Source organism: Stenotrophomonas sp. NPDC078853, assembly GCF_044901215.1.
GTDB lineage: Bacteria > Pseudomonadota > Gammaproteobacteria > Xanthomonadales > Xanthomonadaceae > Stenotrophomonas > Stenotrophomonas lacuserhaii.
The window spans coordinates 95,378-108,051 of sequence record NZ_JBJDOQ010000010.1 but is presented as its reverse complement, the minus strand read 5'-3'; the positions used below and the strand labels follow the sequence as shown (position 1 = coordinate 108,051).

Sequence of the window (12,674 nt, the reverse complement as noted above, 5' to 3'; positions counted from 1 at the left end):
GAAGGGTGCGGAAGTGCCGACAGCATCCGGGCCATCTGCGACCCACGATGACGGTGGGCCCTGTCCGGGCCGCCACGCGGCCAGCCTGCCCACCTGCGACCTCCAGGCCGCGCGGGCATTCCACCGACTGCAGTGCCTTGCCAGCGCGTGTCTGATGGACAGCATCCCCGAAGGAGTACCGCCATGTCCTGCAGCGCTTCCTGGCCCTTGCCTCTCCCGCACGACAACGTCCGCTGGCTTCTGTCAGCCGCTCTAGCCTGCCTGCTGCCCTTCCCGGTCTCATCCTCCGAGCCGGTGCTGCAGGATTTCGTCTTCATCTCCGACACGCAACATCCGTGGACCGAAAAATCGGACTCTGACGAGCCTGAGAGCAACGACGAGACGGTGCGCCGTTCCAAACTCTTCATCAACCGCCAGGCACTGGCCACGATGGAATACCGGATCAAGTTCGGCGGGCTCGACAACGTACCGCTGTTCCTCAACGGCGACATCACCGCATTCGGCCATGGCGGGGAACGGGACTACATGTACAACCACCCGTTCAAGGACTTCTATCGTCGGAATTTCTACGCCAATCTCGGCAACCACGACTATCAGAACAACGTGAACGACTGCGCCGACAACGGCTGCGCGCGGGACATGTACAAGGACATGGCGGGCTGGGCAAGAAGCTACCCCACACGCGCATTCGACTACTCGGTCAAAGACAACGGCTGGGAAATGCATCGTGGCAGCCTGGCTTACTCCCTGGTTCTGGGTGACATCCTGGCGATCCAGTTGCAGAACGAACCGACCTACAGCGTGAGGTACGAATCCGCTCGCAGGACATTCATCATCAACGACTCGCTTGGGTTTCTCGAGACGGAGCTGAAGTGGGCGCGCGCAGCAGGCAAGGATGTCATCCTCAACATGCACAAACCACCTTATGAAGACTGGCAGTCGCCCAATAGTCCGCGCTTCCGGCAGCTCATGAAGGACAATGAAGATCTCATTCTCGGCATTTTCGCCGGACATCTGCACGGCTCGGCGGGAAAATACAGAACAGTCGGCACGATTCCGGTGTACCTGAGCGGCGCAGCATCCCGCGAGACATTTCTCACTGCTTTCTATAATCCCCAGGACCGCGAACTGCTGGTGTTCAAAGTCAGCGGGAATGATTGGCGCAACAACAGGAAGCTGGTCGGACGTTCGAAAGCCACGTCTCCCCGCGACACGTCAAGCCGCGCCCCGGACGGCTACATGCCCCTTGGCGTCAACGCGACTGCGGACGCAGCAGAACACGCTGATCCTCTCCCACCCGTGTCTGTTCAATGACCTGCATGCGCAACTGCTGCGTCATGGCCTGGATGCCAAGGCCTGACAACAACGGCAGGCCCTGCTCGCCGAGCAGGGTCGGCGCCTGGTAAAGCAGGAGCTCGTCGATCCAGCCGCCGGACATCAAGGCACCCGCAAGCGTCGCACCGGCTTCAGTGTGCACTTCGTTGACGCCCTGCGCTGCGAGCAGGGCAAGCACCGCGCCCAGGTCCAGCCGCCCCCCCACGCTGGGCACGCTGGCGAACTGCGCATCGGCTGCGTCAGGGGCCGTGATGGCGGGGTCGTGCAGGTACAACGTCGGCGCTCCGCCTTCCCGCACCCGCGTACATTCCAGCGAGCGCAGCCGTGCATCGAGCACCACGCGCAACGGCGGCAGCACGTCGACCCCGGGGAGGCGCACGGTCAGCATGGGGTCGTCGGCCAGCACGGTGTCGGCACCGGTCAGGATCGCACCGGCCCTCGCCCGCCAATGCTGGACGTCCTCGCGCGCGGCCGGCCCGGTGATCCATTTCGAACTGCCATCTGCCATCGCCGTGCGGCCGTCCAGGCTGGCGGCCAGTTTGACCCGCACCCACGGGCGGCCGCGCTCGACGCGCGACAGGAAACCGCGGTTGAGTTCCCGAGCCTGCATCGCCATCAGCCCTTCATGGACCTCGATCCCCGCTGCCCGCAGCAGATCGAAACCGCCACCGTCGACCTGCGGGAATGGATCGCGCAGGGCGGCCACGACGCGGCTGACGCCGGCTTCGATCAGTGCCAATGCACAGGGTGGCGTGCGGCCGAAATGCGCACACGGTTCAAGGGTGACGTAGGCGGTGGCGCCACGCGCCTGCTCGCCCGCTTCGCGCAGTGCGAACACTTCGGCATGCGGACCGCCGGCGCGTTGATGCCAGCCCTGTCCGACCACCTGCTCGCCGTGAGCGATCACGCAACCGACCATCGGGTTGGGGCGGGTGGTATAGGCGGCGCGTTCGGCCAGCCGCAGGGCACTGGCCATGTGCAGGTGGTCCAGCGCGGAGAAGGCGCTCATCGGTGCTCCTTGGGCGCAGGCGCGCAGCGGTGCGCGTCAGCCTTTCTTTTTCTTGGTCAGGGCGATCACATCCCCCAGCAGTTGCAGCTGCCCGGTGCTGGCCGGCAGATCCCGCTCCAGCTTCTCGATTTCTTCGCGGAAGTCCGCGACATCCTCGAAGCTGCGGTAGACCGAAGCGAAGCGCACGTAGCCGACATGGTCGAGCTTGCGCAGTTCGTTCATCACGAACTCGCCGACGCGGATGGAGGGCACTTCGCGCTCGCCGCAGATGCGCAGCTGGTGGATCACCGAACGCACCGCCGCTTCGATCTTGTCTTCCGGCACCGGGCGCTTCTGCAGCGCGCGATCGAAGCCGGCACGTACTTTTCGCGCTTCGAACGCTTCGCGGCTGCCATCGCCCTTGACGATGGTCGGCAGCTTCAGCTCGATGGTTTCCAGCGTACTGAAGCGCTCGCTGCAGGCCTCGCACTCACGCCGACGACGAATCGTCGCGCCGTCTTCAGAGACGCGCGAATCGATTACACGGGTATCGGCATGTTGGCAGAACGGACAATGCATGGGGCGCCTTGAGTCTCGGAAACGTCATGCGATGGACATGGCGGCGTCGCAACGGTACCTGAGAAGGCCATGTGCAGCAAACAAGAGCTGCCCATGGCGTGAGGCAGGCGCGCGGTCAGGCGTCATCGCCCGACCGCGGAAGTCCCGATCGCTCAGCCGTACACCGGATACTTGCGGCACTGCGCGCTGACCGCCTCGCGCACGCGTGCGATCACCGCGTCGTCCGCCGGTGCGTCCAGCACATCGGCGATCCAGTTGGCCAGGTCTACACAGTCCTGTTCGCCATAGCCACGGGTGGTCACCGCCGGGGTCCCCAGGCGCAGGCCGGAGGTCACGAACGGCGAACGCGGGTCGTTGGGGACCGAGTTCTTGTTGACCGTGATGTGGGCCTTGCCGAGGGCCGCTTCGGCGTCCTTGCCCGACACGTCCTTGCCGATCATGTCGACCAGCATCAGGTGGTTTTCGGTGCCGCCGGAAACGATCTTGTAGCCACGTGCGATCAGGGTCTTCGCCATCGCCTGGGCATTCTTCACCACCTGCTGCTGATAGGCGGCAAATGAAGGCTCCAACGCTTCCTTGAACGCCACGGCCTTGGCCGCGATGACGTGCATCAGCGGGCCGCCCTGGATACCCGGGAAGACGATCGACTGCAGCTTCTTGACCAGTTCTTCGCTGGCGCCCTTGGCGATGATGATGCCGCCACGCGGACCGCGCAGGGTCTTGTGGGTGGTGGAGGTCACCACATGGGCATGCTCCAGCGGGCTCGGGTAGACGCCGGCGGCGACCAGACCCGCCACGTGCGCCATGTCGACGAACAGATACGCACCGACCTTGTCGGCAATGGCACGGAAACGCGCCCAATCAACCACCTGCGAATAGGCCGAGAACCCGGCGACGACCATCTTCGGCTTGTGCTCGACGGCCAGGCGCTCCACTTCGTCGTAATCAATCAGGCCCTGGTCGTTCACACCGTACTGCACCGCATTGAACAGCTTGCCCGAAGCGTTCACCTTGGCGCCGTGGGTCAGGTGGCCGCCATGGGCCAGGCTCATGCCCAGGATGGTGTCACCGGCCTGCAGCAGGGCGAAATAAACCGCCTGGTTGGCCTGCGATCCGCTGTGCGGCTGCACGTTGGCGTAGTCGGCGCCATACAGCTGCTTGAGGCGGTCGATGGCCAGCTGTTCGGCGATATCGACGTATTCGCAACCACCGTAATAACGCTTGCCCGGATAGCCTTCGGCGTACTTGTTGGTCAGCTGGCTGCCCTGGGCTTCCATCACCATCGGGCTGGCGTAGTTCTCGCTGGCGATCAGCTCGACGTGGTCTTCCTGGCGCTGGGACTCATCGGCGATGGCCTTGGCCAGTTCGGGATCGTAGCTTTCGATTCGGACGTCGCGCGGGAACATCGGTTTCTCCGGGGGCAGGCAGGAAAGGGACAGCAAGGCTGCCAATTGTAGTGCCTGCGCCGGGAGGGGGGCCAATGCCGGCTTCCCCACAAACGACGACGGCGCCCATCGGCGCCGTCGCGTATCAGCTTCCCTGCCCGGGCCTGCGCTATCAGCGGCCGTTGATCACGAAGTCGGCCAGGATCCCGGTGGCGATGGCAACCAGCAACAGGTTGCCGCGGTCGTCCCGCACCCAATGGTGACCGCGTGGCGGGCGACGGACGTGATAGCTGTTGTAGTCGTTCACCACGTAGATCGGGCCACGGTAATAATCGCGATAGCGGTGGCCGACTTTCCACCCATAGCCGGGGCCCGGTCCATACGCCGGACGATAGGCGGGCCGATAGACCACGCGCGGCGGCGGGGCCGGGCGGTAATAGCCGGGATGGCGCCGGTCATCGCGCCAATGGCGGCGGTCATGTCGGCGGTCGTCACCCCAGTCGTGCCGTGCCTGGCGACGATCGTTGCGGTGGTCGCGGCGATCATCGCGACGGTCATCGCGCCACTCGCGACGATCATGGCCACGATGCCGGTTGTCATCGGCGAATGCCGGGCTGACCGCCGCGAAGGCCAGTACGGAGGCAACGGCACCGGCCAGGAATCGATTGATGCGCATTGTCTACCTCTGCTGGGTGGGTGGTGATGTCCATATTGCCCATGCGATCTGAATGTATTCCGGCTGGAAACGCTTACCAATGCGTCAGCCGGAACCCCTGTTCAGATTCCGGCAGGTATTTCCTCGCCCTGGCTTGCCGTCCAGCTTCCGAGCAGGTTGACCGGGGCACCGGTTCCTTCAACGGATACCCAGTACACGCCCGGCCCGAGGCGGGGCAACAGGCAACGCCGCCACGCATCTCCTTGATCCTTGCAGACCGCTACCGGGAAGCCGCCCCCCATCGCCTCTCCTTTCACCTGCAATGTCACCGCGGCACTGCCTCCCCAGGTGCGCAGGTCCACATCGGAGGGCTTGGTCAGCCGCAGCTCCAGGGTCTCGGCGAAGGAATCCGCTGCCATTCGACGGGGAAATACCGGGACGACCTGGCCGGACTTGAGCTGGGGGCGCTGCGGGGTCAGCGCGAGGTCGGCACGCATGTCCTCCGCGCCGCCGCGCAGGCTGACCCGCAGCCGACGCGCGGAGGCACTGGAGGGCAGCGTCACCAGGCCGCCGACGATGCGCTTGCCATCCAGCACGACCTCCCGCAGCGGCTGCCCATAAGCGTGCGAGATCAGCAGGGTGCCTGACAGACCGGCGCTGTCCGCTGCGGCGACCAGTTCATAGGGCAACCACTTTTCTGTCCGTGCCACCTCGATCTCGAATTCACGCAGGCTTCCGGAGGCGAGCTCCAGATCCCGCAGCGTCAGGCTCGATGGCAGCAGCGGCGGGGCCACCTGGGCGGCAGCCGACAGCGGCAGCAGGGCGGTGATCAACAACGTACGGATGAGGTTCATGCGTGATTTCCATGGGTTGGAGCCACCAGCCTGATCGGTGCCCCGGTCTGCCACAGTCGGGATAGCGGCCTTCAGGTGTGGTCCTTACGGCCCCTGCCCCGTCGGTGCTCCCCCATGGCTGAACCCGCCGCCGCCTGCCATGGCAGTGAAAGGGGGGATCGGCGATAATCGTGGGTCAAATATTCCGTTTTCCGCCGGCCAGCGCTCTCGGTCCGGTGGATCGACCCTCTGGGAGACTGCATGTCCTCGCAATACATCTACACCATGAACCGCGTGTCCAAGGTGGTTCCGCCCAAGCGGCAGATCATCAAGGACATCTCGCTGTCGTTCTTCCCGGGGGCGAAGATCGGCCTGCTGGGCCTGAACGGTTCGGGCAAATCCACCGTGCTCAAGATCATGGCCGGCGTGGACAACGATTTCGAGGGCGAGGCCCGCCCGCAGGCCGGCATCAAGGTCGGTTACCTGGCGCAGGAACCTGAGCTGGACCCGACCAAGACCGTTCGTGAATCGGTCGAGGAAGGCGTGGGCGAGGTGCTGCAGGCACAGGCCGCGCTGGACGCGGTGTACCTGGCCTATGCCGAGGAAGGCGCCGACTTCGACAAGCTGGCCAAGGAACAGGAGCGCCTGGAGGCGATCCTCGCCGCCGGCGATGCGCACACCCTGGAAAACCAGCTGGACGTGGCCGCCGATGCACTGCGCCTGCCGCCATGGGAAGCGATCGTCGGCACCCTGTCCGGTGGTGAGAAGCGCCGCGTGGCACTGTGCCGCCTGCTGCTGCAGAAGCCGGACATGCTGCTGCTCGATGAGCCGACCAACCACCTCGATGCCGAATCGGTGGAATGGCTGGAGCAGTTCCTGGCGCGCTATACCGGCACCGTCGTGGCGGTCACCCATGATCGCTACTTCCTGGACAACGCCGCCGAGTGGATCCTGGAACTGGACCGCGGTCGCGGCATTCCGTGGAAGGGCAACTACACCGACTGGCTGACCCAGAAGGACGAGCGCCTGAAGCAGGAAGACAACCAGGAGAAGTCGCGCCAGAAGGCCATCCAGAAGGAACTGGAATGGTCGCGCCAGAATGCCAAGGGCGGCCGCACCAAGGGCAAGGCCCGCCTGGCCCGCCTGGAAGAACTGCAGTCGGTCGATTACCAGAAGCGCAACGAGACCAATGAAATCTTCATCCCGCCGGGCGAGCGCCTCGGCAATGCGGTGATGGAGTTCAAGAACGTCTCGAAGAAATTCGGCGATCGCCTCCTGTTCGACAACCTGAACTTCCTGGTGCCGGGCGGCGCCATCGTCGGCATCATCGGCCCCAACGGCGCCGGCAAGTCGACCCTGTTCAAGATGATCACCGGCCAGGAAAAACCGGATACCGGCGAGATCGTGGTCGGCCCGACCGTCAAGCTGTCCTACGTGGACCAGAGCCGCGACGCGCTGGAGGGCAACCACAACGTCTTCCAGGAAATCGCCGGCGGGCTGGACATCCTCAACATCAACGGCGTGGAGATCCAGTCGCGCGCCTACATCGGCCGCTTCAACTTCAAGGGCCAGGACCAGCAGAAGCTGGTCGGTTCGCTGTCCGGTGGTGAGCGTGGCCGCCTGCACATGGCCAAGACCCTGCTGCAGGGTGGCAACGTGCTGCTGCTCGATGAACCGTCCAACGATCTGGACATCGAAACCCTGCGTGCGCTGGAAGACGCGCTGCTGGAGTTCCCCGGCAACACGTTCGTCATTTCGCATGATCGCTGGTTCCTGGATCGCATCGCCACGCACATCCTGGCCTTCGAAGGCGATTCGCACGTGGAGTTCTTCCAGGGCAACTACCGCGAGTACGAAGAAGACAAGCGCCGCCGCATGGGCGATGACGCTGCGCCCAAGCGCCTGCGCTTCAAGGCGCTTAAATAAGAAGGAAAAACGGCCGCGCACTGCGCGGCCGTTTACATTCCGGCAGGTCACGGCCGTTGGTCGTGACACCTTATCGTCACGAGACTTCCATGGCCCTCCTCGAACGCCTGTTCCAGCTGCAGCAGCACGGCACCACCGTGCGCACCGAGCTGCTGGCCGGCCTGACCACATTCCTGACGATGTCCTACATCGTCTTCGTCAATCCGGACATCCTGTCCACCACCGGCATGGATGCTGGCGCGGTATTCGTGGCCACCTGCCTGGCCGCCGCACTGGGCTCGCTGGTGATGGCCTTCGCCGCCAACTTCCCGGTGGGCATGGCACCGGGCATGGGCTTGAATGCGTTCTTCGCCTTCACCGTGGTCGGTGCCGCCGGCCTGCCGTGGCAGCAGGCGCTGGCGGCGGTGTTCATTTCCGGGCTGGTGTTCCTGGTGCTGTCGCTGACCGGAGTGCGCGCCTGGCTGGTGGCGGGCATACCGGCATCGCTGCGTTCAGCGATCGTGGCCGGCATCGGTCTGTTCCTGGCCATCATCGCCCTGCAGAAATCCGGGGTGATCGTCGGCAATGAAGACACGCTGGTGGCGCTGGGCGCCCTCAACACCGCCCCGCCGCTGCTGGCGCTTGCCGGCTTCCTGCTGATCGCCGTGCTGGAGGCACGCCGCGTGCGTGGCGCCATCCTGATCGGCATCCTGGCGGTCACCGGCGCCGGCTGGCTGCTCGGCAGCGTGCAGTACCAAGGGCTGGTTTCGTTGCCGCCCAGCCTGGCCCCGACCTTCCTGCAGTTGGACCTGCCCGGCCTGCTGCATCACGACGGCGGCGCGCCGCTGGCGGTGCTGCTGCAGGTGGTGCTGGTGTTCGTGCTGGTGGAAGTTTTCGATGCCACCGGCACGCTGTACGGCGTGGTCGGCCGGGCCGGCCTGCTGAAACTGCCCGGCGCGCAGAAGCGCTTCGGCCGGGCGCTGCTGGCCGACAGCACCGCCATCGTCGCCGGTTCGCTGCTGGGCACCAGCAGCACCACCGCCTTCGCAGAGAGCGCGTCCGGCGTGCAGGTGGGTGGGCGTACCGGACTGACCGCGCTGGTGGTCGCCGCGCTGTTCCTGGCTGCCCTGCTGTTCTCGCCGTTGGCGGCGATGGTGCCCGGCTATGCCACGTCCCCCGCCCTGTTGTTCGTGGCTGGCCTGATGCTGCGCGAGCTGGTGGAGGTGGACTGGAATGACCTCACCGAATCGGTGCCGGCGGCGTTGTGCGCGCTGGCGATGCCGTTCACCTACTCCATTGCCAATGGGCTGGCATTCGGCTTCATTGCCTACGCCGCATTGAAGGCTGGCACCGGGCGCTGGCGCGAGGTGCATCCCGCGGTCTGGCTGGTGGCCGGCCTGTTCGTGCTGCGTTACGCGCTGGAGTGACCGCATTGCCGCTGCGCTCGCCGAGCATGGCTCGGCGCTACCCGGCGATCCCAACCCCCTCGGTAGCGCCGAGCCATGCTCGGCGAGCGCAGCGGAAGTCCGCGCGGATCAGAGCGCTGGCGGCAACTCGAAAACCTGGCGCAGGTAGGCCAGGTAACCGGGATCGTCGCACATGCTCTTGCCCGGCGAATCACTCAGCTTTGCCACCGGCTGCCCATTGCAGCGGACCATCTTGATCACGATGTTCAGCGGCGTCGGACCGAGGTCATTGGTCAGGTGCGTACCGACGCCGAAGGCGACCTGGCAGCGGCCACGGAAGTAATCGAACAGGCGCATGACCTTTTCGATGTCCAGCCCATCGCTGAACACCAGTACCTTGCTGCGCGGATCGACGCGGCGCTGCTGGAAATGCGCCAGCATGCGGTCACCCCAGTCGAAGGGGTCGCCGGAATCATGCCGCACCCCGTCGAACAGCTTGCAGAAGTACATGTCGAAATCGCGCAGGAACGCATCCAGCCCGACGACGTCGGACAGCGCGATGCCAAGGTCACCGCGGTATTCGCGCGCCCATGATTCCAGCGCGGCCACCTGCGAATCGCGCAGGCGCGGACCGATCGCCTGGAACGCCTGCAGGTACTCGTGAGCCATCGTGCCGTGCGGCGTCATGCCGTACAGCCGGGCGAAATGTACGTTGCTGGTGCCGACCAGCTGGGTTCCCAGCGCGTCACGCAGCAAAGGCAGCAGGCGGGCATGCCAGTCGCGCGAATAGCGCCGGCGCGTGCCGTAGTCCGCGACGCGGCAGTGTTCGAAACCCGGGGTGTCACGCAGCAGCGCCGCCTTGGCCTGCAGCCGTCGTTCGCCTTCGGCGATGTCGGCAGTGGTGGTGTTGCGGAACCACACCTCGTTGATGATCGCCAGCAGCGGCACTTCGAACATGATCGTGTGCAGCCAGGGCCCGGTGATGTCCAGCTCGATCTCGCCGGGTACGCTGTCCGAGGCACGCAGGCTGATGTACTTGCGGTCCAGGTGGAACAGGCCGAGGAAGTCGGCGAAGTCGGGCTTCACGAACCGCAGGCCGCGCATGTAATCCAGTTCTTCGCTGCTGAAGCGCAGGCTGCACAGGTGGTCGATCTCTTCGTCGATCTGGCCGATGAACTGCGCCAGGTCGATGCCTGGCGTGCGGCACTTGAACCGGTACTGCACCGTGGCGCCGGGGTACTGGTGCAGCACCGCCTGCATCATGGTGAATTTGTACAGGTCGGTGTCGAGCAGGGATTGGATGATCATGCCGCCATTATGCGCCGCGTGCGGGGGTTGGTGCCGGGCCTGCGGCCCGGCGCCCGCAGAGGCAACGTCAAGGGCAACGGCAATGGCTGCAGGGCTGTTGCGTTGGTGGGGCGGGGTGGGTTGGTGGGAATCGCCGTGAATCCGTCCTTGGAGGCTCGCCATCCGCATCCATGCGGATGAGCGTTCCCGCCAACCCACCCCGCCCCACCTTCGACAGGTCCATGGCCGCCTTGGACCATGCGGTCCTGGTAGCGCCGACCCATGGTCGGCGGGATGTTTCCGCCAACGGCCCGCTGCGCTCGCCGAGCACGGCTCGGCGCTACCGGGGCCCCGTAGCGTGTCGGGTGGAGGGAGCCCCTGAGTCAGGGGCGGCCGCGAAGCGGCGGGGTGTGGGCGTTGGTGAGGAGGGGCCCATGGTTTGCGCAGCAAACCGTGGGAGCGGCAGCGCGAATGCGATGACGTGTACCCGCGCCATGAATGGCGCGAAACGAGGCCCGCAGGAGCGGCTCTTGCCGTCCCCCGCCCAGCCCCACCACCCGGCGCCAACCCGGCCACCTGAAGCAACCGCCACCACGAGGGGCTACGCCGCTCGCAGCAGCCTGGGCACCTGCAATACCGCGTGCGCCCATATCGCCCCCCACACCGCCACCCGCACCGGCAGGCTGCGCTGCCGCGCTTCGAAGCGCTGGAAGTATCGCCACAGCCCACGATGCTTGTGCCATTCCACGAAGAATGGCCGCGAGCGGCTGGACACGCCGCGTACGTGCAGCACCTGCAGGTCGTTGGCGATGGCCACCACGCCGCCGGCCTCACGCACGCGACGGCACAGATCGAGGTCTTCGGCGTGCAGCCGGTAGCCGGCATCCCAACCGCCGATGCGTTCGAACAGCACGCGCGGCATCAGCATCACCGCACCGGAGATCGCCGGCACGCGCTGCATCGCCACGCTGGGATCACGTGCGATGGCCAGCTTCGACCCGCTCCCGGGCGAGCGCAGCATGGCCAGGAAGTCTGGGTCGCGACGGCGCACCGCGTCGTCGGCACGGCCGTTCTCATCGACCTGCTCCACGCCCAGCAGGCAGTCGCCCAGCGCCTGCGCGCGCTCGCACAGCAGGGCCAGGGTCTCCGCTTCCACCATCACGTCAGGATTGATGAAGGCCAGCCACGGGCTGCTGGAATCGCCGGCGCCCTGGTTGTTGGCGGCAGCGAAACCGGGGTTGTCCGGGTTGGCGATGAAGCGCACGCGCGGGTCATGGCTGGCATGCCGCTGCAGGATATCCACCGTGTCGTCGGTCGATCCGTTGTCCACCACGCGGATCTCGGCGATGCCGCGCGCGTCGCGCAGGCGCTGCAGGCAGTCCTCGATGGTCGTGCTGCTCTGGTAGGTGACGACGACGGCGACGATGGCGGGGTTCAAGCGGGCGGCTCCTGCGGCGGCGGGGCGACGCCGAACAGATCGCCCTGCGCCTTCGGCATTATCGCGCGCTGGTAGCCAAGCTGCAGGTCCTCGCGTGCAGCACGCAGCGGATCGTGCATCAGGAAATCGGCCAGCCGCGGCGTCCACGCCGGCCAGCGACTGGCCAGCGCTTCCAGGTCCCCCGGCGCGTGGCCGCCCTCGTCGGCGCGGGCGACGAAGGCGGTCTCGCACAGCACGTTGCGCCAACCCAGTCCGGCCATGCGCAATCCCAGGTCGATCAGCGCCGCGCTCCAGCCGCCGTAACTGTCCGCGTCCAGTCCGCCCGCACGTTGCCGCGCCGTGCCCCGCACCAGCACCGCGTGGGTCACCGCCGAGGGCAGTTCCGGATACCTGGGCGGCATGTCGGCACATGCCCGGGACAGTGTTTCAAGCGCGTCGGGCATGGCATTGACCTCTCCCATCCGCGGCCATGCAACGGTCTCGCCGGCGTTGCACCACGGCGTGGCCGTGGCGATCGAGGCATCGCGCGCAAAGCAGGCCTGCAGCTGCTCCAGCCAGCCCGGTCCCGGCACGCTGTCCGGCGCCAGCACTGCCACGTCCAGCCCCGCGCAGGCGCGCAGCATCTCATCCAGATGGGCCACTTCACCCAACGGCCGCGCACGCCGCGTGTACTCGGCCTGCAGCGGCGTGTGGGCCAGCCAATGTTCCACCACGGCCTGCGCACGCGGTCCGGCCTGTGCGTCGTCGGCCAGCCATACGGCGGTACCGGGCGGGGTGGCTGCATCCAAGGCCGCCAGGCAGCGGTCCAACGCAGCGTCGTCCACGCCCAACGGCAACAACACGATCGCCCCCATCCCGCCTCC

At 66.1% G+C, this 12,674-nt stretch carries 11 protein-coding genes; 3 read left to right on the top strand and 8 right to left on the bottom strand.

Going from position 1 to position 12,674, the window contains the following annotated elements; translation table 11 throughout:
- Positions 1-183 precede the first annotated feature (183 nt).
- Positions 184-1,314, top strand: coding sequence for a metallophosphoesterase (locus tag ACI2JH_RS11845; protein ID WP_404736275.1), 1,131 nt, complete (start codon positions 184-186; stop codon positions 1,312-1,314).
- Here ACI2JH_RS11845 and ribD read toward each other — a convergent pair.
- The 5 genes from ribD to ACI2JH_RS11820 all read right to left on the bottom strand — a co-directional run bounded on the left by ribD (position 1,253) and on the right by ACI2JH_RS11820 (position 5,796).
- Positions 1,253-2,344 (bottom strand): bifunctional diaminohydroxyphosphoribosylaminopyrimidine deaminase/5-amino-6-(5-phosphoribosylamino)uracil reductase RibD, encoded by a 1,092-nt coding sequence (ribD, locus tag ACI2JH_RS11840; protein WP_404736274.1) that lies wholly within the window; start codon positions 2,342-2,344, stop codon positions 1,253-1,255. The two genes, ACI2JH_RS11845 and ribD, sit on opposite strands and share 62 nt — an antisense overlap.
- A gap of 36 nt (positions 2,345-2,380) precedes the next feature.
- Positions 2,381-2,902 carry a transcriptional regulator NrdR gene (gene nrdR, locus ACI2JH_RS11835; protein ID WP_101100329.1) on the bottom strand — a complete coding sequence of 174 codons (522 nt, stop codon included), beginning with the start codon at positions 2,900-2,902 and terminating at the stop codon, positions 2,381-2,383.
- 152 nt (positions 2,903-3,054) lie between these two features.
- Positions 3,055-4,308, bottom strand: coding sequence for a serine hydroxymethyltransferase (gene glyA, locus ACI2JH_RS11830; protein ID WP_319278320.1), 1,254 nt, complete (start codon positions 4,306-4,308; stop codon positions 3,055-3,057).
- A gap of 151 nt (positions 4,309-4,459) precedes the next feature.
- The gene (locus ACI2JH_RS11825; RefSeq protein WP_101100327.1) at positions 4,460-4,963 is read right to left on the bottom strand and encodes an RcnB family protein; all 504 of its coding nucleotides are present in this window, start codon (positions 4,961-4,963) and stop codon (positions 4,460-4,462) included.
- A 101-nt stretch (positions 4,964-5,064) separates the two neighbouring features.
- Entirely contained in the window at positions 5,065-5,796 is a 732-nt protein-coding gene (locus ACI2JH_RS11820) for a hypothetical protein (protein ID WP_404736273.1), read from the bottom strand.
- Positions 5,797-6,036: 240 nt separating this feature from the next.
- On the opposite strand from ACI2JH_RS11820, the gene ettA reads away from it, so the two are divergent.
- The gene (gene ettA / locus ACI2JH_RS11815; protein ID WP_057507783.1) at positions 6,037-7,701 is read left to right on the top strand and encodes an energy-dependent translational throttle protein EttA; all 1,665 of its coding nucleotides are present in this window, start codon (positions 6,037-6,039) and stop codon (positions 7,699-7,701) included.
- Between the two features lie 89 nt (positions 7,702-7,790).
- Positions 7,791-9,107: an NCS2 family permease gene (locus ACI2JH_RS11810; protein ID WP_101100325.1), complete on the top strand. Its 1,317-nt coding sequence runs from the start codon at positions 7,791-7,793 to the stop codon at positions 9,105-9,107.
- 108 nt (positions 9,108-9,215) lie between these two features.
- On the opposite strand, the gene pncB is transcribed toward ACI2JH_RS11810, so the two are convergent.
- The 3 genes from pncB to ACI2JH_RS11795 all read right to left on the bottom strand — a co-directional run bounded on the left by pncB (position 9,216) and on the right by ACI2JH_RS11795 (position 12,665).
- Positions 9,216-10,394, bottom strand: a complete 1,179-nt coding sequence (pncB, locus tag ACI2JH_RS11805; RefSeq protein WP_101100324.1) for a nicotinate phosphoribosyltransferase — start codon at positions 10,392-10,394, stop codon at positions 9,216-9,218.
- 580 nt (positions 10,395-10,974) lie between these two features.
- Positions 10,975-11,811, bottom strand: a complete 837-nt coding sequence (locus tag ACI2JH_RS11800; RefSeq protein WP_182657006.1) for a glycosyltransferase family 2 protein — start codon at positions 11,809-11,811, stop codon at positions 10,975-10,977.
- Positions 11,808-12,665 carry a glycosyltransferase family 2 protein gene (locus ACI2JH_RS11795; protein WP_404736272.1) on the bottom strand — a complete coding sequence of 286 codons (858 nt, stop codon included), beginning with the start codon at positions 12,663-12,665 and terminating at the stop codon, positions 11,808-11,810. The genes ACI2JH_RS11800 and ACI2JH_RS11795 overlap by 4 nt, the downstream gene beginning before the upstream one ends.
- Positions 12,666-12,674 lie beyond the last annotated feature (9 nt).